Annotated in this window: 21 protein-coding genes; 12 read left to right on the plus strand and 9 right to left on the minus strand. The window is 72.2% G+C overall.

Annotated features, from left to right (window positions below; translation table 11 throughout):
- Window positions 1-105: 105 nt before the first annotated feature.
- On the plus strand, window positions 106-561 hold the full coding sequence (locus ACZ6R9_RS20135) for a hypothetical protein (protein ID WP_380482720.1): 456 nt from the start codon (window positions 106-108) through the stop codon (window positions 559-561).
- Window positions 562-641: 80 nt separating this feature from the next.
- Here the strand turns inward: ACZ6R9_RS20135 and ACZ6R9_RS20140 are convergent, their stop codons facing one another.
- The 3 genes from ACZ6R9_RS20140 to ACZ6R9_RS20150 all read right to left on the minus strand — a co-directional run bounded on the left by ACZ6R9_RS20140 (window position 642) and on the right by ACZ6R9_RS20150 (window position 4,583).
- Window positions 642-1,607 (minus strand): TIGR03557 family F420-dependent LLM class oxidoreductase, encoded by a 966-nt coding sequence (locus ACZ6R9_RS20140; RefSeq protein WP_465539328.1) that lies wholly within the window; start codon window positions 1,605-1,607, stop codon window positions 642-644.
- Window positions 1,608-1,795: 188 nt separating this feature from the next.
- Window positions 1,796-3,466 carry a hypothetical protein gene (locus tag ACZ6R9_RS20145; RefSeq protein ID WP_465539330.1) on the minus strand — a complete coding sequence of 557 codons (1,671 nt, stop codon included), beginning with the start codon at window positions 3,464-3,466 and terminating at the stop codon, window positions 1,796-1,798.
- A 308-nt stretch (window positions 3,467-3,774) separates the two neighbouring features.
- Window positions 3,775-4,583, minus strand: a protein-coding gene (locus ACZ6R9_RS20150) for an IS5 family transposase (protein ID WP_465539332.1) whose coding sequence is annotated in 2 segments (ribosomal slippage) — window positions 3,775-4,244 and window positions 4,244-4,583 — 810 coding nt in all. Because the reading frame shifts where the segments join, the coding sequence is not laid out codon by codon here.
- Between the two features lie 90 nt (window positions 4,584-4,673).
- Here ACZ6R9_RS20150 and ACZ6R9_RS20155 point away from each other — a divergent pair.
- Genes ACZ6R9_RS20155 through ACZ6R9_RS20165 form a run of 3 tightly spaced genes read left to right on the plus strand, consistent with a single transcriptional unit; the run spans window position 4,674 to window position 7,092 of the window.
- On the plus strand, window positions 4,674-5,102 hold the full coding sequence (locus ACZ6R9_RS20155) for a GntR family transcriptional regulator (RefSeq protein WP_380482726.1): 429 nt from the start codon (window positions 4,674-4,676) through the stop codon (window positions 5,100-5,102).
- Entirely contained in the window at window positions 5,099-6,058 is a 960-nt protein-coding gene (locus tag ACZ6R9_RS20160; RefSeq protein WP_465539334.1) for an ABC transporter ATP-binding protein, read from the plus strand. Before ACZ6R9_RS20155 ends, ACZ6R9_RS20160 begins: the two co-directional genes overlap by 4 nt.
- Complete coding sequence (locus tag ACZ6R9_RS20165) at window positions 6,055-7,092, plus strand: hypothetical protein (protein WP_465539336.1); 1,038 nt, start codon at window positions 6,055-6,057, stop codon at window positions 7,090-7,092. The genes ACZ6R9_RS20160 and ACZ6R9_RS20165 overlap by 4 nt, the downstream gene beginning before the upstream one ends.
- A gap of 57 nt (window positions 7,093-7,149) precedes the next feature.
- Here ACZ6R9_RS20165 and ACZ6R9_RS20170 read toward each other — a convergent pair whose 3' ends face one another.
- Both ACZ6R9_RS20170 and ACZ6R9_RS20175 read right to left on the minus strand, forming a co-directional pair.
- Window positions 7,150-8,634, minus strand: coding sequence for a SulP family inorganic anion transporter (locus ACZ6R9_RS20170; protein WP_465539338.1), 1,485 nt, complete (start codon window positions 8,632-8,634; stop codon window positions 7,150-7,152).
- A 231-nt stretch (window positions 8,635-8,865) separates the two neighbouring features.
- Window positions 8,866-9,333: a hypothetical protein gene (locus ACZ6R9_RS20175; RefSeq protein WP_465539340.1), complete on the minus strand. Its 468-nt coding sequence runs from the start codon at window positions 9,331-9,333 to the stop codon at window positions 8,866-8,868.
- Between the two features lie 424 nt (window positions 9,334-9,757).
- Here ACZ6R9_RS20175 and ACZ6R9_RS20180 point away from each other — a divergent pair, with 424 nt between their 5' ends.
- On the plus strand, window positions 9,758-11,191 hold the full coding sequence (locus ACZ6R9_RS20180) for an FAD-dependent monooxygenase (protein ID WP_465539342.1): 1,434 nt from the start codon (window positions 9,758-9,760) through the stop codon (window positions 11,189-11,191).
- 359 nt (window positions 11,192-11,550) lie between these two features.
- Window positions 11,551-12,066 carry a GNAT family N-acetyltransferase gene (locus tag ACZ6R9_RS20185; RefSeq protein ID WP_465539344.1) on the plus strand — a complete coding sequence of 172 codons (516 nt, stop codon included), beginning with the start codon at window positions 11,551-11,553 and terminating at the stop codon, window positions 12,064-12,066.
- A gap of 94 nt (window positions 12,067-12,160) precedes the next feature.
- Here the strand turns inward: ACZ6R9_RS20185 and ACZ6R9_RS20190 are convergent, their stop codons facing one another.
- The 3 genes from ACZ6R9_RS20190 to ACZ6R9_RS20200 all read right to left on the minus strand — a co-directional run bounded on the left by ACZ6R9_RS20190 (window position 12,161) and on the right by ACZ6R9_RS20200 (window position 15,476).
- A complete protein-coding gene (locus ACZ6R9_RS20190; protein WP_465539346.1) occupies window positions 12,161-13,057 on the minus strand; it encodes a PaaX family transcriptional regulator C-terminal domain-containing protein in 897 nt (298 codons plus the stop codon).
- Between the two features lie 307 nt (window positions 13,058-13,364).
- Window positions 13,365-14,213, minus strand: a complete 849-nt coding sequence (locus tag ACZ6R9_RS20195; RefSeq protein ID WP_380482742.1) for an alpha/beta fold hydrolase — start codon at window positions 14,211-14,213, stop codon at window positions 13,365-13,367.
- A 21-nt stretch (window positions 14,214-14,234) separates the two neighbouring features.
- Window positions 14,235-15,476: a saccharopine dehydrogenase family protein gene (locus ACZ6R9_RS20200; protein WP_465539349.1), complete on the minus strand. Its 1,242-nt coding sequence runs from the start codon at window positions 15,474-15,476 to the stop codon at window positions 14,235-14,237.
- Window positions 15,477-15,483: 7 nt separating this feature from the next.
- Here ACZ6R9_RS20200 and ACZ6R9_RS20205 point away from each other — a divergent pair, with 7 nt between their 5' ends.
- From ACZ6R9_RS20205 to ACZ6R9_RS20215, 3 genes are all read left to right on the plus strand, one after another.
- On the plus strand, window positions 15,484-17,160 hold the full coding sequence (locus ACZ6R9_RS20205) for a flavin-containing monooxygenase (RefSeq protein ID WP_465539350.1): 1,677 nt from the start codon (window positions 15,484-15,486) through the stop codon (window positions 17,158-17,160).
- 71 nt (window positions 17,161-17,231) lie between these two features.
- Window positions 17,232-17,711 (plus strand): hypothetical protein, encoded by a 480-nt coding sequence (locus ACZ6R9_RS20210; RefSeq protein WP_465539351.1) that lies wholly within the window; start codon window positions 17,232-17,234, stop codon window positions 17,709-17,711.
- A 284-nt stretch (window positions 17,712-17,995) separates the two neighbouring features.
- A complete protein-coding gene (locus ACZ6R9_RS20215) occupies window positions 17,996-21,010 on the plus strand; it encodes a hypothetical protein (protein ID WP_465539353.1) in 3,015 nt (1,004 codons plus the stop codon).
- A gap of 66 nt (window positions 21,011-21,076) precedes the next feature.
- Here the strand turns inward: ACZ6R9_RS20215 and ACZ6R9_RS20220 are convergent, their stop codons facing one another.
- Entirely contained in the window at window positions 21,077-23,971 is a 2,895-nt protein-coding gene (locus ACZ6R9_RS20220; protein WP_465539355.1) for an AfsR/SARP family transcriptional regulator, read from the minus strand.
- A 297-nt stretch (window positions 23,972-24,268) separates the two neighbouring features.
- Between ACZ6R9_RS20220 and ACZ6R9_RS20225 the strand changes: the two genes are divergently transcribed.
- From ACZ6R9_RS20225 to ACZ6R9_RS20235, 3 genes are all read left to right on the plus strand, one after another.
- Window positions 24,269-24,550: a hypothetical protein gene (locus tag ACZ6R9_RS20225; RefSeq protein ID WP_465539357.1), complete on the plus strand. Its 282-nt coding sequence runs from the start codon at window positions 24,269-24,271 to the stop codon at window positions 24,548-24,550.
- A 173-nt stretch (window positions 24,551-24,723) separates the two neighbouring features.
- Window positions 24,724-25,365, plus strand: a complete 642-nt coding sequence (locus tag ACZ6R9_RS20230; protein ID WP_380482754.1) for a carbonic anhydrase — start codon at window positions 24,724-24,726, stop codon at window positions 25,363-25,365.
- Between the two features lie 185 nt (window positions 25,366-25,550).
- Window positions 25,551-25,811, plus strand: coding sequence for a hypothetical protein (locus ACZ6R9_RS20235; protein ID WP_380482758.1), 261 nt, complete (start codon window positions 25,551-25,553; stop codon window positions 25,809-25,811).
- Window positions 25,812-25,851 lie beyond the last annotated feature (40 nt).

Below are 25,851 nucleotides of genomic sequence, written 5' to 3' on the forward strand. Positions count from 1 at the left end.
AACGGGTCTAGCCTCCTGTTGTACGCAATCGTACAACGTCGGACGGGGCCATCACAGGGCCTCCGTCGGACGTGCCCATCGGCACACCCTTGAAGGGATCCGGACATGCCCAACACGCTCTGGAAGAAGTCCCTGGCCACCGCCGGGATCGCCCTCGCCACCCTGACCGTCTCGGCCACCGCCCTGACCGGCCAGGCCTCCGCCGCCACCGACTCGAAGGTCACCATCGGCACGCCGATCAGCCTGTCGCAGTCCGAGATCATGGCCGACACCCCGAACTGCGTCAGCGACACCGGGGTCAAGGTCTGCTTCGACGCCTACGGCGACAAGGTGCGGGTGTACGACTCCGCCGCCGACGGCTGGTCCGCGGTCGGCCTGTGGGCCACCGACTACGACCGCACGGGCTTCTGCCGCAACTCCGGTGGCGCCGGCACCTGGGTCGAGTGCAACTACGACATGCGCGAAACGGGCAACATCCGGATCCAGCCCGCCCTCTGCGACGGCGACACCGGGAAGTGGCGGGTCTCCCCGATCTGGAAGTGGCTGCCGATCGGCGGCTGACCCACCCGGCAGCCGGGCCGCCCACGCGGGCGTCGCGTACGGGGGTCGCGACGCCCACGCGGTCTTGCGCCGATGTTCCGTCACAGCTCACGGAGTGCGGGCAGCAGTTCACGCTCCGCCCAGTCCAGGTAGGCGGGCTGGCTCTCGCCGCCGATCTGGATCAGCGCGACCTCGTCGAACCCGGCCCGCACGAACGGGCGGATGGCGTCGAGGAAGTCCTCCGTCCGGTCGCCGCAGGGGATGATCCTGGCGACGTCCTCGGGGCGCACGTGGCGGCTGGCGGCGGCGAAGGCGGCGGGGCCGGGGAGTTCGGCGTTGACCTTCCAGCCGCCGCCGAGCCAGCGGAACTGCCGGTGGGCGCGGGTGACGGCGGTGTCGCGGTCGCGGTCGAAGCAGATCGGGACCTGCCCGACGGCGGGCTTTCCCGCGCCACCGTGCTCGGCGAACGCGGTCAGCAGGGAGCGCTCCGGCTGGACGGCGATCACCAGGTCGGCGAGGCGTCCGGCGAGCGCGCAGGAGGCCGGGCCGGAGACGGCGAGGCCGATCGGCGGGGGCGGCTCGGGCAGGTCCCAGAGTTTCGCGCGGTCCACCTGGAAGTGCTGCCCGTGGTGGGTGACGTACCCGCCGGCGAACAGCGCCCGGATGATCTCCATGGCCTCTGCCAGCATCTCCTGCCGCACTGCGGCGGCCGGCCAACCCCGGCCCACCACATGCTCGTTGAGGTTCTCGCCACTTCCCAGCCCGAGCCGGAACCGCCCGCCGGAGAGCAACTGGACGGTCGCGGCCTGCTGCGCCACCACCACCGGGTGGTAGCGGAAGGTCGGGCAGGTGACGTACGTCATCAGCGGCAGCGCGTCGGTGGCCCGGGCGGCCGCGCCGAGCAGCACCCAGGCGTTCGGGGCGTGGCCCTGTTCGTCCAGCCACGGGAAGAAGTGGTCGGAGGTCACCGAGAAGTCGAACCCGGCCCGCTCCGCGCGCACCACGTCCGCGACCAGGTCGGCCGGGCCGCGCTGCTCCGTCATCATCGTGTATCCAATTCGCACCATGGTGCGCGTGTGCCCGGCTCACGCGGGTCTCACAGCCGGATCCGCCCGTTTTCCCGCCGTTCGCAGCAGCCCCTCGCAGCAGCCCCTCGCAGCAGCCCCTCGCAGCAGCCCCTCGCAGCAGCCCTTCGCGGCAGCCCCTCGCGGCAGCCCGATGGCGTCGGCGCGGGTGGGCCCCGTCGGCACCTCGATCAGGTCTTGGTGTTCGTCAGGTGCGCGCCGATGTAGCCGACGATGATCTTCGGCGGATGGCCGGGGATCTGGGTGGCGTCGTAGAAGTGGACGCGGGGGGCGATCATCTTCCAGTTGTCGATCTTCAAGTGGGGCTTCATCGTCACTTTTCCGCTCGGGTGCACCCAGGCGGGGACGGCGAATATCCGCTCGTCCCCCCACCGCTCCATGGTCGTCCGGGTCTCGTTGATGGTGATGTGCTTCGGGGACCAGGCCACCGGGCTGGCATTCGCCTCGCAGAACTGCCGGACGTGGCCGTTGAAGTCGGGCCGGGCGGTGTACGACTCGAGGAACCGCAGGCCGTTCCAGATCCTGGCCGCCCACATCCGGTTGCGCGGGTACTCGTCCAGCGCGAAGGCCTCGGTCGGGTCGGCGGTGACCTCCAGGCCGGTGAACTCGCCCAGCCGCGCCCACAGTTCCTCCAGGGACTGGGGCATGCTCGGTCCCTGCTCGGTCACCACCGTCTCGGTGGACCGCCCGATCGCGCACAGGCGCGCCCGCAGGACATCGCCTTCGGTGCGCAGCCGCTCGACCTCCTCCCAGGCGGCGATCGTCTCCTCGATGTCGCGCAGCGAGGCGGCTTCGGCCTCTTCCGCCTGGGCTTCCAGCGAGCCGATGGTCCGGGCGTCGAGTTGAGCGTTGCGGGTGGCTTCCTTGAGGTCGTGGTCGGCCTGCGCGAGAAGGCCGGTCAGCAGCTCCAAGTCCTGCCGGAGGGTGGCGAGTTCGGCGGTCTTGCGGTCCGCAGCCAGGGCCGCCCGGCGCTCGGCCTGGTGGGCGCGGGCGGCGTCCGGGAAGGCCAGGCCGCGCAGGGCGGGGGGCAGGGGTACGGCGGAGGCGAGCCGCTGGGCGCTGAAGCCGATGCTGCGGAAGGCGCCGTCGTTGGGGGCGGTCATCCGGGAGTAGGGGATGAAGCGGTGGCGGGCGCCGTCCGCCGGCCACGCGGGGTCGACCTCGGTCAGGAAGGTGCGCACCGCGCCGGGGGCCACCCGGTGGTAGTCGCCGACGGCTTTCTGGAAGGCGCGGACCGCGTCGTCGTCGCTCAGCAGGTAGAGGGAGGCGGCTCCGGCGCAGTGCGGCATGGCCCGTTCCATGCGCTGCGACCAGGTGCTGTTCGGTTGCCGGGGCCGCGCGGCGACGATGACGGGCAGTTGCCGGTCGGGATCGCACAGGACGTCGAGGAGGTGACCCACGTTGGTGTCGACTTCCTGGGTGTTGAGCGTGAGCCGGGCCAGGCCGTCGCGGGGGCGGAGGGCGACCACCAGGTCGCGGACGATGCCGGGCCGCATCGGATTCACCGTGGCACCGACGTTCGGGAACGCCTCCAGGGTCACGTTGACGACGGCGGACGCGCTGTCCGGGGTGACGGCGGTGATGGTGGTGCGCCAGGTGGCCTCCCGCTGGTCCTCGCGCAGTTGCAGACGGATGGCCCGCTCGGTGCCGCCGCTGCCGTAGATCACCTGATTGACCAGGACCGAGCCGGACTTGAGCACGTGACTGCCCGTCGCCAGCGGTGCGGTAGCGAACTTCTTCCCCAGCCACTCGGAGGTGAGGCGACGGACCGTGGGAAAGACCTGGGCCGGGTCGGAGGCGGTGAGGGTGGAGCGAACGGTGATCGGATTCGCGGGAGACAACGTTCTGGCCGTCCTGGAGTGCGGAAGAGGGCGCATGGGGGCGGGCGACGCCCCAGGTTGGCCTGACGCCGCCAAGGCCACCGTACCGACTGCGAACGACTGTTGTCGCCGCCACGGGTTGGCCGAGTGCTCGAAGTCCTTTACTGGCACACGATATTGACGATCCATCAGTTGCCTGATGGCGCAAGGCCCGACGGGCCGCCCGACCCTGCGCGGTGCTCCGGCGTGCGTCAAACCGCGCTCCCACCAGGCAACTTGACCCGATCACGCCCACCCGGCACCATTCCACTAATCAATTACTGATCGTTTCAGAATGACTTTCGAAGGCGCCGGAGGCAGATGATGCTGCAGGCGAGGTCGAGTAGTCCTTGGTGGAGGTCGGCGCGTCGCTCGTAGCGGGTGCGGAGGCGCTTGAACTGGTGAAGCCAGGCGAAGGCGCGCTCTACGACCCAGCGGACCTTGCCGAGTCCGGAGCCATGGGCGACGCCTCGTCGGGCGATCATCGGCTTGATGCCGCGCTTCCACAGCAGGCGGCGGTACTTGTCGAAGTCGTAGCCCCGGTCGGCGAACAGCCGCCGGGGCCTGCGGCGCGGGCGTCCTCGCAGTCCTCGGATCGGCGGGATCGCGTCCAGCAGGGGCAGCAGTTGGGTGACGTCGTGGCGATTTCCTCCGGTGAGCGTCACGGCGAGCGGGGTGCCACAACGGTCAACGATCACATGGTGCTTGGAGCCGGGGCGGGCGCGGTCGACGGGCGAGGGGCCGACATGATCCCCCCTTTGAGGGCCCGGACGTGCGAGCCGTCCACGGCGCAGTCGTCCAGGTCCAGTAGGTCCGCGCGGCGCAGTTCGGTCAGCAGTGCGGCGTGCAGGCGGGGCCACACGCCGGCTTCGGTCCAGTCCCGCAGCCGGCGCCAGGCCGTGACCCCTGAGCAGCCCACGGCCTGCGCGGGGACATCGCGCCACGCGACACCGGTCCGCAGCACGTAGATGATGCCGGCCAGGGCCGCCCGGTCCGGGACTCGTAGTCGCCCGGGGTGGCGGTGGCGTCGTTCGGGAGCGGGCGGCAGCAGTGGAGCCACCCGCTCCCACAGGTCGTCCGGGACAAGATCAACACACACCCCGGATACCCTGCCGACCAAGATCGTCGAGCGCAAGAGTGCAGCTCGACTCATTCTGAAACGATCAGTTAGTGAAAGGGTGGTGGTGCCGTGATCGAGTACCGCCTCGATCGGCGTGGCGGCGTGCCGACGTATCAGCAGATCGTCCAGCAGACCAAGCACGCGCTGCGGCTCGGCGCCCTGCAGCCCGGGGACCGGTTGCCGACGGCGCGGGAGGTGGTGGAGCGGACGGCCGTGAATCCGAACACCGTGCTGAAGGCGTACCGGGAGCTGGAACGGGAGGGCCTGGTGGCGCCGCGGCCGGGGCTGGGGACGTTCGTGCTGCGGTCGCTGTCCCGGCCGGAGACGGCCGAGGACGGGCCGCTGCGGGCGCAGTTGACGGCGTGGGTGGACGGGGCCCGGGAGGCCGGGCTCGACCGGGAGGACATCGGCGCGCTGGTGGCCTCCGTACTGGATCAGCGCTTCGAGACCGGGCCCGGCCCGGCGGAGCGGACGACACTGGGCAAGGGGGAGGAATGACCGCAGCTATGGGCGCGCAGCCGCTCGCACTGGAGGCGAGGAACCTGGGCCGGTCCTACCGGCGGGGCCAATGGGCGGTCCGGCACTGCGACTTCACGGTGCCGACCGGCCGGATCTGCGGAGTGGTCGGGCCGAACGGAGCGGGCAAGAGCACACTCCTTGCCCTGGCGGCACGGCTGTTCACCCCGTCGGAGGGCGAACTGCGGGTGCTGGGTGAGCCGGTGAGCTCCCCCGCGACGCCCGAACTGCGCGCCGGGGTCGCCCATGTGACGCAGGAGAAGCCGCTGTACCGGACGTTCACGGTCGCCGACACGCTGCGCATGGGCCGCGAGCTGAACCCGTCCTGGGACGAGGCGACCGCCCAACGCGTGGTCGAGCTCGGCGAGTTGCGTCCGGATGCCCGGGTCGGCCGGCTGTCCGGCGGCCAGCGCAGCCGGGTCGCGCTGGCCCTGGCGCTCGGCAAGCGGGCCCAACTCCTGCTGCTGGACGAGCCGTTCGCCGATCTGGACCCGCTGGCCCGGCACGACCTGACCGGCCTGTTGCTCGCCCAGGCCGCCGAGCACGGCACCACGGTGGTGATCTCCTCGCATCTGCTGGCCGAGCTGGAGGACGTGGTCGATCACGTCCTGCTGGTGCAGTCCGGCCGCATCCGGCTGGCCGGCGACCTGGACGAACTCCTGGACGGGCACCGCCTGGTGGCGGGCCTGGCCGATGCGGAGCGGCCGGCCGGGACGGTGGTCGAGTGGCGGGTCACCGGCCGCCAGGCCACCGGGCTGATCCGTACCGACCCGACCGGCCCGCCGCCCGAAGCGCTGTCCGAGTCCTGGGACGCGACCCGTCCACGCCTGGAGGATCTCCTGCTCGCCCACCTGCGCAACCCCGCCGAGCCCGGGCCGCCGGACCCGGAGAGCGTTTCCACGGACCGTCTTTCGAACACCAGCGAGGCCGCCGCATGAGCACCGCAGAGCTGACCCCGGCCGCCGCGCCCGACACCGTCTCCGGCGGCCCGGACCCGGCCCGCCGCTCGCGCCTGCGCGGCCTCGTCTGGCTGGCCTGGCGGCAGAACCGGCTCGCCGTCTGGACCTTCGGCGGCGCCATGCTGCTGGTGTGCGTCGCGCTGTTCGTCCTGCACTGGAAGTTGCGGGACGTCATCTTCCTGACCCACGGCCCCTGCGCCGAGCCCAGCAGTTGGAACGTGCCGATCTGCGGGCACCTGGTGGCCGACCGCGGCAATGCGATGGACGCGTACACCAACCTGACGCACCGGCCGTTCTTCCTGCTGCCCGTGGCGGTCGGCATGTTCCTGGGTGCTCCGCTGCTGGCCCAGGAGTACGAGCGCGGCACCCTGCGGATGATCCGCGCCCAGTCGGTGTCGCCGGTGCGCTGGCTGACCGCCCGGCTGACCGCGCCCGCGGCGCTGGTGACCGTCGCGGTCGGCCTGTTCGCCGCGATGAACACCTGGCTCTGGCTCGACATGCACCGCCTCGGCTGGGGGCAGGACAACCTGTTCCCGGGATTCACCTACGCGACGATCGGCCTGGCGCCGCTCGCCTGGTCGCTGTTCGCGCTGGCGGTTGGCGTGGCGGTCGGTCAACTGCTGCGCCGCACCCTGGTGTCCGTGCTGGTGACCGGCGTCCTCGTGCTGGGGGCCCAGCTGCTGGTCCGTTCGCTCCGGGTGTACTTCGTCCCGCTGGCCGAGGCGACCGGCCACATCCCCGGGGCCGTCCCTTCCCACGCCGTCCCGTACTCGATGCCGCCCAACTCCTGGCTGGTGGACCACGGGCCGGTGCTGGCCGACGGGACGCGGGCTTCCGAATCCGACTGCTACCGCCTCGGCGACGCGTGTGACAACTCCTCTCTCTCCTGGGTCACTTACCACCCGAACTCGCATTTCGTCCCGATGCAGCTCGTCGAGGGCGGCCTGTTGCTGGCCGTCTCGGCCGCCCTGGTGTTCCTGGCCTACCGGCGGGTCACCCGGGCCGCCGTCTGAACATGCCGGTGCCCGGCGCCCTGGTCCTTCGACCGCGGCGCCGGGCACCGGCGTGTGTCAGGTCGATCCGACCAGCTCCGGGCCGGGGGTGACGGTGACGGGGACGCCGCGTCGGCGGTGCTGGTCGGCCCAGGAGGTGAGGGCCTGGCGGCAGGCCGCGTCGAGGTGGGTGAGGGCGGACAGGTCGAGTTCCACCGGGCCGGTCGGGGTGACGTCCTCCAAACGGTCGACCAGGGTGGGGAGTTTGACGAAGGTCGCGTTCCCGTGCACCCGCACCACGGTGCCGTCCGGCGACTGCTCGACGTGCAGCCGGATGTGAGTGACGTCCCAGGCGGTCTTGGCGAGCGCGGCGACCAGGCCGATCGCCACGCCCTCCAGCAGGTTGGTGGTGACGATGCCGACCGCCGTGGCGAGCAGCACGAGCGCCTCGGAACGATCCGCGCGCCACAGCCGCAACCGGGCCCGGGGCGCGACGAGTTTGCCGCCCGCGTGCAGCAGCAGCCCGGCGAGCGCGGCCAGCGGCACCAGGTGCAGCAGGCCGGGCAGCACCAGCGCGAACAGCAGCAGCCAGACGCCGTGCAGGATCCGCGCGGCCTTCGTTCGGGCGCCCGCCTGGACGTTGGCGGCGCTGCGGACGATCACCGCCGTCATCGGCAGCGCACCGAGCGCCCCGGCCACCGTGTTGCCGACACCCTGGGCGAGCAGCTCCCGGTTGTAGGCGGTGCGCGGCCCGGCGTGCATGTGATCCACGGCGGACGCGCTGAACAGGCTCTCGGCGGACGCGATCAGCGCGAACGCCAGCACGGTGCCCCAGACTTCGGGCCGCACCAGCAGCGCGAACTGCTCGACGCCCGGCGGCTGCACGGTGTCGAGCAGGCCGTCCACCCGGACGGTCGGCACCGGCAGGTGCAGCAGCCGGACGGCGGCCGCGGCGAGCACCACCGCCACCAGCGGGCCCGGCAGCAGCGCGAGACGGCGCGGCGCGTACTTCCACAGCACCAGCACCGCCACCACCCCCGCGCCGACGGCGAGCGACGCCCCGCCTGCCGCCGTGTCCACCGCGCGGACGGCCGCGACGGGCAGACCGGCCAGGTCGGCGAGCGCCTCCCCTTCGGCCTTGCGGTCCAGCAGCACGTAGGACTGCGAGGCGATCAGCACGATGCCGATACCGGTGAGCATCCCCTCCACCACGGCGGCGGAGACGGCCCGGAACCAGCGGCCCAGGCGCAGCACCGCGAGCAGCACCTGCACCAGCCCGGCAGTCAGCACCACCACGCCGAGCGCGGGCAGCCCGTAGGTGGTGACGGCGGAGTGGACCAGCACGGTCAGTCCGGCGGCGGGCCCGCTGACCTGCAGGCTGCTGCCGGGCAGCGCGCCGGCCACCAGGCCGCCGATGATGCCGGTGACCAGGCCGAGTTCGGCGGGCGCGCCGGAGGCGACGGAGACGCCCACGCAGAGTGGGACGGCGACGAGGAAGACGGTGATCGAGGCGGGCAGGTCGGTGCGCAGCACGGCGCGCACCCGGGCGGGGTTCCAGGGCATGGCGGGTCCTCGGACGTAGCAGTGACGGGGACTTCCGGTGGCGCGGGGGCACGCCCGGCCCGCCCGGCGGGCAGGCGGGTGCGGGCGGCGGGCGGGACGGCGCGGCGCGGTGCAGTGCGACGCGGCGAGGTACGGCGCTGGGCAGTACGGCGCGACGCGGTACGGCGCGGCATTGTGCGGCGCGGTGAGGGTCGGTGACGGGGTGTCGGGGCCGGGCGCGACGGCTCCGGCTCAGCGGCGGAACACCTGGAGTGCGGCGGGTCCGGCCGGTCGGGCGGCCGGTGCGGGTCGGCCGGCGGTATCGGGCGGCGTGCGCGGGGCAACGCAGCCGTCCGCGTGAACTGCCGCCAGTGATCCCGTCCGCTTCACCGTCCCGGGGGTCCGGGCGTCTCGGCGAACGGGGGGTTGGGGAGCGGAAGTTGTGGAGTCGCGTCCTCGCTCGACGCCCTCCGGCTCCTCCTCCACCACAGTGACGGCGCTGGCCGCACTGACCGCACTGCTCGTGCTGCCGACCGTGGCGCCGGCCGCCCGAGCCGCTGCCCCGCGGGTGTCCGTGAACCGGTCGCCCGCCGGGCCGGGGAGCAGCGCCACCACCAGGGCCACCGCCAGCGCGACAACCATCGCGGCAAGCAGCGCGACAACCATCGCGGCGACCGGTGCGGTGCGCGGCAGCCGGGTCGGCGGCACGGCTCTGTGCATCCCCGCCCTCCCCGGCTCGCGTCCGCGCCGGCTCCCCGCCGGGTGGACTTGATGTGCCGTCATCGTATCGGGACGGTCACCGTGGGTGTGCGGCTGTGGGCGGTCTGCCGGGGTCTCGGCCACGGGTTTGTCCGGTTCCCGGCCGCGCACACGCCGCGCACACGCCGCATCCAGGGGCCGCACGCCGTCGCACCGGCCGTCGTACAGGCCACCGCACCGTCGACGGCCCGGCACCGCCGCCGGGAACAGCAACGGCAGGGCGGTCGGGCCGCTCCTGCCACTACCAAGCTATAGCGCGACGGGGGGCTTGTGGCAAGGCCCGGGGGCTGTCGCAGAATGTCCGACCGAGGGCGGGGAAGCCCGGGAAGCGACGTTCGCGCCGGATCTGACGAAAAATCACTTGCCGGGCGATTTGGGAGAGTTGATGATCGACGTGCTGGTGGTCGGTGGCGGGCCGACCGGGCTGATGCTGGCGTGCGAGTTGCGGCTGCACGGGGTGGAGGTGGTGGTTCTTGAGCGGTTGACGGCTCCGACCGGGGAGTCCCGTGGGCAGGGTCTGCATGCGCGCAGTGTGGAGGTGATGGATCAGCGCGGATTGTTGGAGCGTTTCCGGGCGGTGAGTCCGGAGTATCGGGTCGGCGGGCTGTTCGGCGGCGTACTGAAGGGCTGGCCGGAGGGCATGGACACGGCTCATCCGTACGGGCTGGCGACGCCGCAGCCGGTGACGGAGCGCTTGTTGGCGGAGCGCGCCGGGGAGTTGGGCGTGGATCTGCGGCGCGGCTGCGAGGTGGTGGGTCTGGCGCAGGACGAGGAGGGTGTCGAGGTCGAGTTGGCGGACGGCTCGCGGTTGCGGGCACGCTGGCTGGTGGGCTGCGACGGCGGTCGCAGTACGGTGCGCCGGCTGGCGGGTGTGGCGTTCCCGGGCGAGGCGGCGACGGTGGAGACGCTGCTGGGGCAGATGTCGGCGGCGGAGGATCCGGAGCGGATTGCCGAGGTGGTGGAGCGGGTCCGGCGTACCCAGGTGCGGTTCGGCATGCAGCCGGAGGGCGGCGGGCAGTACCGGGTGGTGGTGCCGGCCGACGGCGTGTCGGAGAATCGGGCGGCACCGACGCTGGAGGATTTCCGGCGGCAACTGCAGGCGGTGGCGGGTACCGACTTCGGTGTGCACTCGCCGCGTTGGCTGTCCCGGTTCGGCAACGCGACGCGGCAGGCGGAGCGGTACCGGGTGGGCCGGGTGCTGCTGGCCGGCGATGCCGCGCACATCCACCCGCCGACCGGCGGCCAGGGCCTCAACCTGGGCGTGCAGGACGCGTTCAACCTGGGCTGGAAGCTGGCGGCCGAGGTCAACGGCTGGGCCCCGCCCGGCCTGTTGGACAGCTACCACGGGGAGCGCCACCCGGTGGGTGCCTCTGTGCTGAACAACACCCGCGCCCAGAGCCTCCTGATCGGCACCGACCCGGGGCCGACCGCGCTGCGCGAACTGTTCGCCCGACTGATGGATTTCCCTGACGTGAACCGCCACATCACCGGCGTCATCACGGCCCTGGACATCCGCTACGCCTTCGGCGACGGCCCGGACCAACTCGGCCGCCACCAACGGGACATCCCCCTCACCGACGGCCGCCTCTACGCCCACCTGCACACCGGCCGCGGCCTCCTGCTGGACCGCACGGGCCACCTGTCGGCCGCCCCCTGGTCCGACCGCGTCGACCAACTCACGGACCCTTGCCCGGACTTGCCCGCCCCCGCCGCCCTGCTCCGCCCGGACGGACACGTGGCCTGGCTCGGCGAGAGCCAGCACGACCTGACGACCGCCCTGACCCGCTGGTTCGGCGCCCCACAGCCCCACCTCCCCTGACCCGCCGTGCCGCAGGGTTCCGTGCGCGGAGCGGTCCGCGCTGCCCGGCGCCGCTTACGGCCGCGGCTCCCCCCGATGGGCGCGAACCCCGGGGAACGGGGGAAGCGCGGCCCGTTCGGGTTGGGCGGCTGTGAGCCGGACAGTGGGGGCCGGTTCGGTGAGGGCGTCCACCAGTGCTTGACGCCCCGTGATTTCGGCACCGGCTCCAACCCGGCGGATCCGGGCCGGACGCAGTGCACGACCGTCAGCGCGCACCGCGGGCCGCCGACGGCCGGCGCCTCGACCGCCTCCGGCCATTGAGCGGCTTCGGCCCCTGGCCCAGCGGTCGGCGCGGCGGGCCGAGGCCGTAGTCTCACCGTATGGAGAAGACCGTCACGTACCTGGAGATGACCGACCCTGCCGAGCTGCGGCCGTCCCCGCCGGTCGCCGCGCTGGCCCTTGTCCCGGCTGACGGCTCGTCCCCGGAGGTGCAGGCCGTCCAGGCGCGCGTCGGGGCGCCGCACGGCTGGCGCAGCACCGCCCGCACCGCCGCCGACTGGGCGGCCCACCTCGCCGAGCACCCCCGGCGCCAGTACTGGCTGCTGACGCACGACGGCGAGCCCGCCGGCGTCGCCAACCTGGAGCCGCACCCGGCCGGCGAGGTGGAGATCACCACTTTCGGGCTCGTCCCGGAGCATGTCGGCCGTGGCCTCGGCGGCTACGCGCTGACGCTCGCGCTGCGCCAGGCGTGGGCCACCGAGCCGCTCGATGCCGAGTGCGTCCGGCGGGTCTGGCTGCACACCGACACCGGCGATCACCCGAACGCCCTGCGCAACTACCAGAGCCGGGGTCTGCGCCCGTACGACGTCCGGACCGAGACCACCGGCGCCCCCTGAGCTCGACTCTGTCGGGGATCTCGGACGATCCGGCTCACGTGCCAAGGGTTCGCCGAGCGCCAGGGCCTGTTCGAGCCGGTCGGCGTCGCGGGCCTCAGCCGGCGGCAACTGCTGGGCGGATCGCGTCGCGGTAGAGCTGGAAAAGGCTGATTCGCTCGCTCTTGTCTGTGTGCTTCTCCAGGAGCGACCAGCATTGCGCGACGAGTTCACGGGCCTGCGTGCCGGGCCAGGGCTGGGGCAGCAGTTCCGGCGGCAGGAGGGGGTCGGGCTCCATGGCGCGGGTGAATTCGGCGGCCAGTTCGACCGCGATCGTCAGCCGCTCGGGGCCGGGGAGGTGAGCGTCCTCCTGGAGTCGGCGCAGCCGCGGTCGGGCGACGCTGGCCAGTCGCCGGTAGCGGTCGGCGATCTCGTCCTGTGGCCACAGGGTGCGGGCGATTGCGACGGGGTCGTGTTCGTTGCCGTGGCGCAGGTTGTCCGTGGTCAACAGCGTGAGGTGGTCGAGGACATCGAGGTGGCGGGCTTGGTCTTCGACGTAGGGCTCCCAGGCGCCGGCGCTGACGTAGAGGCCGCCCTGCACGGGTGCGCCGCCGAGCCGGGTGAGAGCGGCTCGCAGGGCGTCGCGGGCGGTGCGGGCGGTCTCGGGGACCGCGAAGGCGACGAGGTGCCAGGTACCGTCCCAGGGGGCGAGGCCGGCATCCTGCCGGAACGCGTGTGCGACGAAGTCGACGTCGGGTCCAAGTGCCCGCTCGGTGGCGCCGGTGGCCCGCAGGACCGCTTTGCGTCCCCTGCCTTCCTGGGTGAACCGCCCTTCGGTGACCAGCCGCTTGACGCACAGCCGTACCTGTTGGTCGGTCATGCCGAGCAGCGGGGCGATGGCGTAGAGCTCGCCGGCGTCAACCGTGTTGTCGGTGCGGATCAGTGCCTCGACGAGTGTCCGGGTGGGGACCTGGACGGCTGGTTCCGGAGTGCGGGGTGAATCCGTTCCAGGCATGGGGTGGTGGGCCTCTCTGGCGTCGTCGAGATGGTTGATCAAGGTGCCGCGTCGGAGTGCTGGATCGAGGAACGATCGGAATCGATTCAATCGTTTGCCGAACAGATTACCGTCGGCTCATGGGCTCCGGGAGTGATGCCGACGACCTCGACACAGTCCTGATCGGGGGCGCGAGGCGGGGCCGATCGTCATGGTCGCCCCGGTCCGGACCGGGGCGACCATGTGGCTCACCGGCAGGCGTGCACAAGGCGGTCCGGGGTCGGGACCTGCGCGTTGCACCCGCCGTCAAGCCCTGGCGCGACGCGCTTCACCGGTTGTTCCAGAACGAGCTGAGCAGGGCGGCCGTCTCTTCGGTGCGCTCGATCTGCGGCAGGTGACCGGTTCGCGGGAAGAGGTGGGTACGTGCCCGGGGCAGGGTGGACGCGGCGTTGATGAGATGACGGGCGGGGAGGATGCGGTCGTGGGTCCCCCAGGCGACCAGCGTCGGGGTGTCCAGCGCCGAGACCTCCGCAAGCAGCTCTGCGCGCCAGTGGGAACGTACGCCGCGCCAGGAACCGAGCTCGCGGGCCACCTGTCGCAGCGTCCGGGCGGCTCCTTCACGGCGGGCGAGAGCGAGTGCTGCGGCTGTCCGTTCGGGGGTCGCGAAGTCCGGATCGTGGAAGAGGGAGCGCTCCGCGAGCTGTGCGTTCTCCTTGGTGGGGCGCAGAAGCAGCCGCCAGAGCAGCGGCAGGTCGAGGATGCGCAGCGCCCAGGTGACCTCGCGGCCGAAGCCGGCGCTGTTGAGCAGGGTCAGCGAGGACACGCGCGCGGGTGCGTGAACGGCGAGCTGCATCGCGATGGCGCCGCCGAGGGAGTTGCCGACCACGTGCACGGGGGACGTCAGGCCGAGTCGGTCGAGTACCCGCTCGACGTGTCCGGCCAGTGAGGGGAGCCGGCAGTCCGGCAGGGGCTGCGACCGGCCGAACCCCGGGACGTCGATCGCGATGAGCCGGTGGTCGGGCAGGGCTGCTTGGAGCGGTGCCCAGTCCACCAGGCTGCGGTCCAGACCGTGCAGGAGGAGCACCGGGGGGCCGCTGCCCGTCGCGGCGTAGTGGACGGTACGTCCCGCGACGTCGATGAACTCGGTGGGGGGTGTGGTGGCTTTCTTCGATGGCACGTTGTTGTCTCCTGCCGCATTTCACCGGCTCGGGGTCACATCGACGATCACGCCGTCGCGAGGGCCGTCGGGGCCGGGAAGGTCGGGCACGTGGCGTGCCAGGTCGAGGAAGAAGCGGTCGGCGTCGATGGCTGTCTCCGGCGGGTGGACGCCGAGGTGGCCACCGGCGCCGTCCAGCAGTTGCGCGAGCCCCAGCGCCAGGGGCAGACCGGTTGCCTCCGCCATGTCGTTGAGCAGCGCCGAGGCGCCGGGCGTATCGGCGAGCCTGGCCAGGGCCGTGACGCGGCGGCCGTCGCGGGTGCCGGTGGCAACAGCGAAGAACGGGGGCAGCGACCCGGGCCCCTTGCGGGTCATGGCACCGGCGGTGGCCCGCAGCGCGCGGGACACCGAGGGCTTGGCGAGTTCGGCTGCCGCGGTCTCGTTGGTGAGTTTTCCGGCGTCGATGTCGCGGCGCAGGACGTCGAGGTAGGCGATCGTGCCCGGGGTGATGACCATGAGGTTGGCGGCCTCGCCGGCCGGCCGGAAGCTGCGGTGCAGGGTGACCGGCTCGGGGTGTCCGACGGTGTAGGCCGTGCCGGTGCGTCCGGCGGCTACGGAGAGGGCGACCGGCTGGAGCGGCCGCCGGTGAACGAGCCGTCCGCCGCTGACCATCGCGACTTTCCCGCTGATCTGCTCCATCCAGTGCACCGCGGCCGCGCTGGGGCGCCCGTCGGGGTCGCTCAGCTGCTCGTCGTCCCCGCCGCTGCCGGAGACGTCGACGGGCCAGGCGGTGTACAGGTCCTGGACCTGGTCCAGTTGCCGGACGGCACGTGTGGCCAGCAGATTGCTGACACCGGGGCTGGCGCCCATTCCCACCACGGCACGGACCCCGGCGGCCCGGGCCTCGTCGTCCAGGCCGAGCATCTGCAGGGTCGGCTCCCAGTCGTCGCAGATGTCCAGATAGTGGGTGCCGGTCGTGATCGCGGCTCGCAGCACGGTCAGGCCGAAGCGGTAGTACGGGCCGACGGTGTTGAGGACGGCGTCGGCGTCCTCCAGAGCGGCGTGCAGGGCGCCGCTGTCGGTCACGTCCACCTTGAGCGCCCGCATCGGCGCGCCGCCCGTGCCGTCCTCGTCGAGCCGGCGCACCAGTGTCCGGGCCGCCTCCAGGTTCCGGTCGGCCACGACGATCTCGGTGACGCCGGGGAGTCCGGCCGCCACGCGTACCGCTACGGCACCCATTGCTCCGGGGCCTCCGAGAGCCAGAATCCTCATTCGCTGCTCCATCTATCGAGTGGATTACGATCGTGGCGCATACGATAGCATTCAGTTCGAGCATTCTTCTGGATGGAGGGGAACCATGACCGACCCGCACACCACGGGCCCGGCCCCGCACGAAGCAGCCGGCGCCTCACCCGGACACGTGTCCGTCGTCATCGTCGGCGCGGGATTCGCAGGCCTCGGCACAGCCATCCGGCTGCTGCAGGAGGGCTACCGCGACCTGCTGATACTGGAGCGGGCCGATGAGGTCGGCGGCACGTGGCGGGACAACGCCTATCCCGGATGCGCCTGTGACGTGCCCTCGCGCCTGTACTCGTTCTCGTTCGCGCCCAACCCCACCTGGAGCAGGCGCTTCGCGCCTCAGGAGGAGATCGAGCGGTACCTGAAGCGCTGCGTCGACCGATACGACCTGACGCCCCGCCTTCGGCTCGGCTGCGAACTGCAGCGCGCCACCTGGGACCCCGATCGGCTGCGCTGGGAGCTGGACACCAGCACCGGACCGCTCAGCGCCGGGCTGCTGGTGATGGCCCAAGGGCCCCTGTCGGAGCCGGCCGTCCCCTCGCTGCCCGGTCTGGACGGCTTCGCCGGAGAAGCGTTCCACTCCGCCGGATGGAAACACGACCTGGACCTGTCGGCCAAGCGGGTGGGCGTGATCGGCACCGGCGCGAGCGCCGTCCAGTTCATCCCTCACCTGCAGCGCACGGCCCGGCAGGTGACGGTCTTTCAGCGGACTCCCTCATGGATCGCCCCGCGCCGGGACCGGCCGGTACCGGCGTGGCAGCATCGCCTGTTCCAGCTGGCCCCGACGGCGCAGCGACTGGCGCGAGGCTGGGAGTACCTGGCACGGGAGGCGACGCTGCCGGCCCTGCTCGGCAACCGCACCATGGCCGCGCTGGGGCGTCGGGAGGCACTGTCCCACCTGCACCGCCAGGTCAAGGACCCCGAGCTGCGGTCCAAGCTGACCCCGGACTACGCACTGGGCTGCAAGCGGGTCCTGCTTTCCGACGACTACTACCCGGCACTGGTTCAACCCAACGTCCGCGTCGTCACCGACCCGATCGCCAGCGTCGGACCGAACGCGGTCCTCACCACCCCGCGCAGTGGCACTCGAGGCGCACCCGCCGGCACCACGCATCCAGTGGACGTACTGATCTTCGGAACCGGATTCCGTGTCACCGACGCCTCGTACGCGCAGCACGTCATAGGTGGTGACGGACGGTCCTTGGACGAGGTCTGGCGAGGCAGCCCGCAGGCACACCTCGGTACCACCGTCGCGGGATTCCCCAACCTGTTCCTGATGGCAGGACCCAACACGGGCGTGGGGCACACCAGCCTCATCCACATGATCGAGTCGCAGATCAACTACCTCGTCAGCACCCTGCGGCTGATGCGGAGCCGCGGTCTGGGCTCCGTGGACGTGCGCGCGGAGACGCAGCACGCGTACAACGCCGAACTGCAGAACCGGATGGCCCCCACCGTCTGGGCCGCGGGCGGTTGTTCCGGCTGGTACCAGGACCGCACGGGCCGTGTCACCACCATCTGGCCCGCATCGACCTGGCAGTTCCGCCGTCGAACCCGAGCCATCGACCCGGATGAGTACGTACTGACGGCGCCGCGCGTCGCCCCGGACCGGTCCATCTCCGACGGGTCCGTCCGCGCGGGCGTCGGCGAAGCGCAGCCGGGGTCATGACGGATTCACTCCGCCCCCGAGCGATCGGTTGCGCCTGCGGCCACCGGAGACTTCTGTCCAAGGAGACGCTGGTGTCCACGCCCCGTACCCCCGCCACCCGGCTCTTCGCCTTCGAGGCGTTGAGCACCTTGTTGTTCGCGGTGCCCATGCTGATGGTCACCGCGCCAGGCCGTCCCAGAGTGCCCGAATGGGCCCAGCTCCTGGGGCTCGCCCTGCTTCTCACGATGATCGTGGCGATCGTGCACACGTGCCGGCTGACCACCGCCGAAGGGCTGAGACTGATCACCGGTGGGGCTGCCGGGCAGGGCGAGAGGGCAGCCAGGCGGCTGCGCCAACAGTCCAGAGCGGAGCGGCGGTTGGGGTGGCTACTGGTCCTGTATCCGGCCGTGCTGACGATCCTGCTGCCAGTCCCCGATACCTGGGTGCGTTTCTGGTTCTGGTCCACGGTGCTGCTCAGCCTGTCCGCGATGCTCTCGCTCGGCTTGCTGCTGCGCGGCGCGGGCCACGCGGACTGCCGGCAAGGAGGACTTCCGAAGACCGCGGGCCCATAGCACCGGATGCCGGACGACGTCACGGCGTCGAGGGCGGGGCCTTGTCGGGCGGGCCCGGGGCGTGGTGGCATGGGCCCGGCCGGACAAGGCCCCTACGTGGGTTCCCCCGTTGCCGCCGGTCATGGCCCGCTTCCCAGTGGCTTCCCAGTCGACTCCCACTCCCCGGGCGCACGCTCGTGGTGTCGGGACGACCGACCGAATTCCCAAGGGGGGAAGCGACAGTGGATCCGAGAATTCCGGGACGGTACGGCGGGGCACGGGCTCTGCGGTCCGCCGGGCGGCGCGTGCGCGCAGGGGCGGAACGGGTGCTGGCCCTGCTGCTGGTGACCGCCGTGCTGGTGGTGGGGGCGGACCTACCGGCCCGCGCGGCCACGGGGCCGGTCAATGTGGACATGGAGCAGCTGCACAGCCGGGTGTTCTCGGCGTACGTGCGCAACTACGACCGGGGTCTCCAGGGGCTGAAGGACCTGGTGCTCACCGACAACATGATGTACTGGCGCCAGCAGCACCCGACCGTCTCGGCGGACGAGGTGGTGCATCACATGGCGCTGGTGCAGCAGCAGTTGGATTCCAAGCTGACGGGGTACGACCCGGGCAAGGCCGGCTATGACGCGTTCATCAAGGTGATGGAGGCGCTGTCGGGGGTCCCCGAGATCAACATCGCCACGCCCGCGCTGAAGGCGCTCGCCGAGGTGACTCTCGCGGACAGCGCGGCCAAGTGGCAGAACCTGACCGACGCGGTGACCAGCAGCCGCACCGCGCTCACCTGGATGAACAAGTACTTCGCCCTTCAGGACCAGGTCTGGGGCGAGTTGCAGCGCCGCGCCGCCGTCGACACGACGATGGCCAACGCCTGGGACGGGTACGTCGGTTCGCGGCTGAACGTGACCTCGACGGCCAGCTTCGAGCAGCTGTCGGCGGACCCGGCGCTGGCCAACTGGCTGACCATCCAGACCATTCTGGAGAACCAGAGCAACACCGACACCTACCTCACCGAGATGCGGCGTCAGCTCGCGGTGGCGTTCGGTCAGCTGGACGCGAAGACCGACCAGGTCACGGCGGACCTGCGTCAGCTGTCGGACAAGTACCCGGTGGGCGTGGACGGTGCCAAGCCGACGGCCGACGAGCAGGCGGCGCAGAAGAAGAAGTCGGAGGAGTTCCAGGCGCAGATCGAGGCGGCGGGCTCCGCGGTGTACATCCTGTCGACGCTGGCCGGCTTCGCCGACGCCAAGTTCGGCCGGGACGTCGCCCTGGCCGGCAACGCGGCCGTCACGATCGCCTCGGCGATCAACAAGTACCTGCCGACGGTGGCGGGTCTGGACCTGACCCAGGCATTGACCTCGGCGAGCACCCTGGTGTTCAGCGGGAACGTCCTGGGTGCGGTGCTGAGTCTGCTGCCGCTGTTCATGGGTGAGAGCGCCTCCCCGGACCAGCTGATCATGAACGAGCTCGGCAAGCTCCGCGAGGACGTCGCCAACCTCGGGCAGCAGATGAACGACCGGTTCGACCGGATCGAGAAGGCGCTGACCCAGGTCTACGCCGACGTGATGACCCAGTTCGACCGGCTGTTCCAGGACATCGTGATCGTGCGGGGCAACCTCTCCGACATCGAGCACCGGATCTTCCTGCTGAACGCCAAGATCGACACCTTCGCCGCCTCCACCCAGGCCGCGCTGACCGCCGTCGCCACCCAGGACGTTCGCGGCAACATCAACCGGTACGTCAACTACCGGGACACCTACGGCCAGGACATCCCCACCTATCAGGAGTACACCACCCCGGAGAACTCCTTCCACTTCACCGCGACCGCGCTCTCCTCGGACGACACCTTCCTGGTGCCGGCCGGCACCTACGGCGCGATCGACCCGGTCTCCACCCTGGCCAACTACCGTCCCGCCGGCAGCATCAACTACCTGGCGTGGCTGGCCCAGCAGCGCTTCGACGGCGCGTTCCCGCAGCCGGCCGGCAAGGTCGCCAACCCCGCTGTCTGGGAGCTCGGCGCCCGCTCGTACGCGGTGCTGGAATCCCAGAACCAGCCCTACGCGTCCAAGGTCAGCCCGGCCCGCGCCGCGCAGATCCAGGCCACCGGGCAGGACATCAACCGGGCCGCCGCGAACTTCAGCAGGCCCACCGCCGACGGGAAGACCAACGCGCTGTTCAACGGCCTGACGGCCAACTACCGGGCGGCGATGAACAGTTTCTCCGACCAGCTGGCGAAGATCCGCACCACGGAGGTCCAGCAGGGCAAGTCCTACGACCTGTTCGGCAACTCCGACCAGGCCCGCCGCCCGGAGTGGCCCGTCCCGGCCACCCCCACCGAAAGCACCTGTGCCACCACCCAGGGCCCGACCACCTCGCACCCGCGGCCGAACAACGTCACCAACAACGACCTGGCGTCGCCGTACCTGCTCGCCAACTACCTGGCCCCGGACGGCGCCAAGCCGACCTTCAGCTGGTCGTGCAACGCGGTGGTGTCCCTGACCGACCGGACGTACGACGACGACGGGGTGCGCCACGACTTCTACACGGTGACGCTCACCTACCGGAACTACGTGCTCTGGCCCGGCGAGAGCACGCGCCGGCTGATCCGCACCCGCACCTTCACCGACGACCCCTTCGAGTCCACCGAACTCGGCATGGCGACGCTCAACCACAACTGGATCTGGTTCATGAACCGGTTCGAGGAATCCGCCACCACCACCGACGAGGACACCACCCTCGCCGACGCCAAGGTGCGGACGCAGAACGTCCTCAACGGTCGGCAGAAGCTGTACTACGACACCGTCTCCTCCCGGCTCGGCAGCCCCGGGGACCTGCTCGCCGCCAACACCAAGGTGACCGAGGCCGTCACCCTGCTCCAGGCGTACTCCGAGCTCGGCTGGGCCCGGGCCGTCCAGCAGGACGACCTGCTCAACGGTCTGCTGAACGGCCGCCTGCACCTGCCGGCCGACCTGCCCGGCACGGCCCACTTCACCGACGCCTTCCGGACCGCAGCCGCCGCCTACCAGGGCTGCAACCCGGCCACCGGCGGCGGGCCGTGCACCGGCCGCGGACCGTTCGACCCGTACGCCGGGCAGCAGCAGTACACGGCCGGCTGCCAGATCGACGGCGGCCAGCTGCCCGGCGACCCGCTCGGCAACTGCCTGCTCTCGGTCGCCCGGCAGCGGACCGACGCGCTCGCCCAGCGGTACGCGGCCCACTCGGCCGAACTGGCCGCGGGCACGTACACCGAGAGCCTGCCCACGGTCGACGCGCTGATGACCACGGTCAAGGTGACCGACCTGGCGGTGCGGAACTGACCCACCATCAAGGGCCGGACGGGTTCGCTGAACCCGTCCGGCCCTGCTGCCTGCGCGCGGGCGCCGTCAGCGGCCGGCGGAGTCGGAACAGCAGGTCCTGACCCCGGCGAGCAGCTCGGCCGCCTCGGCGGCGGACAGCCGGCGTCCCCGCTCGACGTGGTACGCGAAGTCGCCCTCGGGCAGCGCGCCGCGCACCAGTTCGGCGTACCGGGGGCCGTCCACCGGGTCGAGCGCGGTGGGGGTGAACCCGATCCGCTCGCCGCGCCGCGCCACCACGCCCAGCAGCGCCGCGCCCTGCGCCGGCTGCCCCGAGCGGGCCAGGGCGGCGGCGGTGGTGTGGGCGATGACCAGCCAGGCGGTGGTGTCGCGGTCCTCCTCCAGGACCCGCAGGATGTCCAGCCCCGCGCAGAGCGCCTGCTCGGTGCGGCCCGCGTCGAGGTCGCTCTTCATCACCAGCCAGGCCGAGGAGGACATCACGAAGCCGAAGCCGCACCCGCGCGCCACCTCGATGGACTCGGTCAGCACCGCCCGCGCGCGCTCCTCCTCCCCGCCGAAACGCAGCAGCATGCCCAGCAGCATCAGCGCCTCGGCCCGCACCCACGGCGGGCCGACCGCCTGCGCCAGCTCGACGGCACCCTGCGCATCCGCCATCGCCCCCGCCGCCCCGCCCAGGGCGCCGAACAGCGCCCGGTACCCCAGCGCCTGCGCCTCGACCGTGGCATCACCCGCCCGGCGGGCGAGTTCGACGGCCTCCGCCGCGGCTTCCGCCGCCGTGCCGAAGTCGCCCACCAGGTACGACAGCGCCGCCACCCCGATCGACGCGCGGGCCCGCGCCCGGGCGGGCGCCTGCGGTCCGCTCATCTCCAGCGCCGCCCGCAGCCAGCCGAGCCCCTCGGTGACGTGGCCCCAGCGGTACCAGAACCTGGTCAGCGCCCCGCCGAGCCGCAGCGCGTACGAGGACTCGCCGGCCAGCAGCGCGGAGGTGAAGGCCGCCCGGATCTCCGGCTGGTCACGGACGGTCCGCTCGGTCGCGGCGCCGGCCTGCCCGCCCAGGATCTGTGCCTCCGCGGACTCCGCCCGGCCCAGCACCCAGGCCCGGTGCGCGGCCTGGGCGGCCGCCAGCAGCGACGGCTCCCCCTGACGGCGGGCGAACTCCTTCAGGGTCTCCAGCATCCGGTAGCGCCTGGGGTGGGTGCCCGGCTCCACGGCCAGCAGCGACTTGCGCACCAGCGCGGTCACCTCGGCGAGCACCGGGCCGCCGCAGACCGCGGCCGCCGCGTCCAGGTCCAGGCCGCCCGCGAACACGCTCAGCCGGTGGAACACCGCGCGCTCGCGCTCGTCCAGCAGCCGGTGGCTGCACTCGACGGCCGACTCCAGCGCCCGGTGCCGCGCCGGGCCGCTGGCCGGACCGCCGACCAGCACCGCGAACCGGTCGTGCAGGGCCTCCTCGATCTGCTCCAGCGACAGCGTCCGGCACTGCACGGCGGCCAGTTCGATCGCCAGCGGCAGGCCGTCCAGCTCCCGGCAGATCCGCTCGGCCACCACCCGCTCCGCGTCCGAGGGCGTCCAGCCGGCCAGCGCGGCCGACGCCCGCGCGACGAACAGTTCCACCGCCGCGGCGGCCGGCAGCGGGTCCACCGGCCAGACCAGCTCGCCGCTCACCCCCAGCGGCTCCCGACTGGTGGCCAGCACCCGCACACCCGCGCACCGCGACAGCAGTCGCGTCGCGCACTCGGCGGCCGGGGCCAGCACGTGCTCGCAGTTGTCCAGCACCAGCAGCAGCCGGCGCTCGCCCAGCACCTCCGCCAGCCGCTCCGCCGACACCGCGTCACGGATCCCCAGCACATCGGCGATCCGGGCGACCAGCAGGGGGGTGTCCGCGCCCTCCAGGTCGGCCAGTTCCACCAGCCACGGGCCGTCCTCGTCCGTCCGCGCCCGGGCCGCCTCCACCATCAGCCGGGACTTGCCGATGCCGCCCGGGCCGGTCAGCGTCACCAGCCGGTGCTCGTCCAACAGGGCGGCGAGCCGGTCGCGCGCGTCCTCGCGGCCGATCATCGCGGTGAGCGGGATCGGCAGGTTGCGGCCGCGGCGCGGGGGCGGCGACGCGGGGTACGGGGGCGCGGCAGCGGCGCGCGGGGGCGGGAACGCTGTTGTCGCGGGGTGCGGGAGGGCGGCGGCGCGCGGGGGCGGGGGTGCCACGGACTCGTCCTGGGTCAGCAGCGCCGACTCCAGCCGCCGCAACGACGGGCCCGGGTCGATGCCCAGCTCCTCGGCCAGCAGCCGACGGGCGGTGCGCAGCGTCTCCAGGGCGTCCGCCTGCCGCCCGGAGCGGTACAGGGCGAGCGCCAGCAGCTCCCAGCCGCGCTCGCTCAGTGGCTGCTCCGCGGTGTGCTTGCCCAGGTCCGCGACGACCGCGGTGTGCCGGCCCCGGGCCAGCTCCGCGCTGTACAGGTCCTCCTGCGCCGACAGCCGCAGTCCCTCCAGCCGGGCCGCCTCGGGCATCGCGAAGGCGCTCGCGGCGAACTCGGCGTACGCCGCGCCCCGCCACAGTGCCAGCGCCTCGGCCAGCACCCCGGCCGCCGCCTCCGGGTCGTCGGCGCTCAGCAGTCGCTCCCCGCGGCCGGCCAGCAGCGTGAAACGCTCGGCGTCCACCCGCTCCGGGGCCAGTCGCAGCGCGTACCCCGTGCCCTCCCTGACCAGCACCTCCGCCGAGCCGCGTGCCGCGCGGCGGGGCTCCAGGGCCCGGCGCAGTGCGGCGACGTAGGAGTGCAGGGTCGTGGCGGACGGTAAGCGCTGCCGCTCCCACGCCTGCTCGATCAGCGCGTCCTGATCGACCAGGCGTCCGCGCGCCGCCACCAGCGCGGCCAGTACCGCGCGCTGCCGCGGCCCGCCGAGCGCCACCGGCCGGCCGTTCACGGCGGCCGTGACCGGGCCCAGCACGCCGATCCGAAGACTTGACACCGTGTCGTCCTGATCCGTCACAACTGGCAAGGGTGCCATCCGGTTGCCGCACGGTAAACCGAGTTGCGCTTCGCCGTTGCCCGTCGGGGCCCGGTCGGGGCTCGTGGGGGCTCGCCGTTGCCCGTCGCGGCTCGTCGGGCGGAAGAGCCGGCCGCCGCGCCGGGCCCCATTCCAGCCATCCTCCAGCCGCAATTGGTCCATACCATTGACGCGCTCAACTCAATCCCGAAAGATCGTCCGCGGCCGGGCGATGTCCGCCCGTCCCCTCATGTCCCTTTGCCCTCCCGGGAGTTCCCCATGGCAGTCCGTCGCGCCGCCAAGGCCGCGTCCGTTCTCGCGCTCGGTGGTGCGCTGGCGCTCGGAACGGCCGGCCCTGCTTCCGCCTCGGGAGTCGCCGACCTGACCGGAATGGGGTGCCCGGACTACTACACCGACTACTACGGCAACGGCGGGTTCGTGCAGACCCTGGCGTACACGTACACCGGCGGCAACGGGTACCGGTACGGCCACTACAACGTGGTGTTCCGCAACAACTTCGGCACCACCAACGAGGGTTCCCGCGACTACCGCTGCTACTGAGCGGCGCCGGAACCCAGGGCGCGGACGCTGCATAACTATCGCGGTCGTCACACCGATATCCGAAGGATTCCGGCCGTCTTCGACCGCTTCGTCCGGTTCGGCGAACGGTTTCGGCCGGTCCGGCGGGTGGCCCGGACGAGCCTGCCTCTGGACGGAGGACGTAGTCTGCGGGCATGACAGACGCCGCGAACCTCACTCCCCGGGAAGCCTTCGAGATGCTGCTGGCGGGCAACGGCAGGTTCGTCGCCGGTAGCCCCCACCACCCGAACCAGGATGCCGCCCGCCGCACCCAGACCGCGCCCTCGCAGGCGCCGTTCGCGGTGCTGTTCGGGTGCTCCGACTCCCGACTCGCCGCCGAGATCATCTTCGACCAGGGTCTCGGTGACCTGTTCGTGGTCCGCACCGCCGGCCACGTGCTCGGCCCGGAGGTGCTCGGGAGCATCGAGTACGGCGTGAGCCTGCTGGGCACCCCGCTGGTCGTGGTCCTCGGCCACGACTCCTGCGGCGCCGTCGCCGCCACCCGCGAGGCGGTCGCCGCCGGCGCCACCGGCGAGGGCTACGTCCGCGACGTGATCGAGCGGGTCACCCCGAGCGTGCTCGCCGCGAACGCCGCCGGGCACACCGACAACTCCCACTTCATCAACGAACACATACGGCACACCGTGGCCCTGCTGATGGAGCGTTCGCGCACCCTCTCCAACGCGGTGGACGCCGGACGCACCGCCGTCGTCGGCCTCTCCTACCGTCTGGTGGACGGCACCGCCCACCTGGTCACCACCCGCGGCCTCGACCTCCCCACCCCCGCCGCCGCCTGACCCGCCCCGGCCTCCCCACCCGCGGCCCCGGCCCGACCAGGCCGGGGCCGCGGCGCGTCAGACCGGCCGCAGCACCGCGCCGAACTGCACCAGGGCGAGCAGCAGCAGCGTCGTGCCCGCCTCGATCCAGGGGTAGGTTGAGCCCTCGGCCGTCGGCACCGGCGGCAATCGGTCAAGGGGGAGACATGGCGAGTTACTCGATCTCGGTTCGCCTGCAGCGCACGACGGTGGAGGAGGCCTACGTGTCCGTCCCTGTCACCGACGCGATGATGCGGGACGAGCCGAACGAGGACGGGTCGTACGGCATCGACGTGACCGAGTTCTACGCCGCCGCGCTCCAACTCGGCGCTGCGGCCGAGTGGTTGCCGGAGGACCGGAGCGTCGTCGTGCACCCGATCCAGAAGGCGCCCGACCACATTCAGCAGGTGTTCGACGCCCAGCAGTGACGGTCCCCGGCTCAGCGCCCGTCCGGCGCGCCGAACCGGC

It is taken from the genome of Kitasatospora sp. NPDC048662 (assembly GCF_055587065.1).

What these genes read in the sequence shown, in the direction of transcription:
- ACZ6R9_RS20185 (WP_465539344.1), top strand. Translation starts at nt 11,551, where the DNA reads ATGGAGAAGACCGTCACGTACCTGGAGATGACCGACCCTGCCGAGCTG.
- ACZ6R9_RS20165 (WP_465539336.1), top strand. Translation starts at nt 6,055, where the DNA reads ATGAGCACCGCAGAGCTGACCCCGGCCGCCGCGCCCGACACCGTCTCC.
- ACZ6R9_RS20160 (WP_465539334.1), top strand. Translation starts at nt 5,099, where the DNA reads ATGACCGCAGCTATGGGCGCGCAGCCGCTCGCACTGGAGGCGAGGAAC.
- ACZ6R9_RS20230 (WP_380482754.1), top strand. Translation starts at nt 24,724, where the DNA reads ATGACAGACGCCGCGAACCTCACTCCCCGGGAAGCCTTCGAGATGCTG.
- ACZ6R9_RS20235 (WP_380482758.1), top strand. Translation starts at nt 25,551, where the DNA reads ATGGCGAGTTACTCGATCTCGGTTCGCCTGCAGCGCACGACGGTGGAG.
- ACZ6R9_RS20225 (WP_465539357.1), top strand. Translation starts at nt 24,269, where the DNA reads ATGGCAGTCCGTCGCGCCGCCAAGGCCGCGTCCGTTCTCGCGCTCGGT.
- ACZ6R9_RS20170 (WP_465539338.1), bottom strand. Translation starts at nt 8,634, where the DNA reads ATGCCCTGGAACCCCGCCCGGGTGCGCGCCGTGCTGCGCACCGACCTG.
- ACZ6R9_RS20175 (WP_465539340.1), bottom strand. Translation starts at nt 9,333, where the DNA reads ATGCACAGAGCCGTGCCGCCGACCCGGCTGCCGCGCACCGCACCGGTC.
- ACZ6R9_RS20180 (WP_465539342.1), top strand. Translation starts at nt 9,758, where the DNA reads ATGATCGACGTGCTGGTGGTCGGTGGCGGGCCGACCGGGCTGATGCTG.
- ACZ6R9_RS20190 (WP_465539346.1), bottom strand. Translation starts at nt 13,057, where the DNA reads ATGCCTGGAACGGATTCACCCCGCACTCCGGAACCAGCCGTCCAGGTC.
- ACZ6R9_RS20140 (WP_465539328.1), bottom strand. Translation starts at nt 1,607, where the DNA reads ATGGTGCGAATTGGATACACGATGATGACGGAGCAGCGCGGCCCGGCC.
- ACZ6R9_RS20135 (WP_380482720.1), top strand. Translation starts at nt 106, where the DNA reads ATGCCCAACACGCTCTGGAAGAAGTCCCTGGCCACCGCCGGGATCGCC.
- ACZ6R9_RS20200 (WP_465539349.1), bottom strand. Translation starts at nt 15,476, where the DNA reads ATGGAGCAGCGAATGAGGATTCTGGCTCTCGGAGGCCCCGGAGCAATG.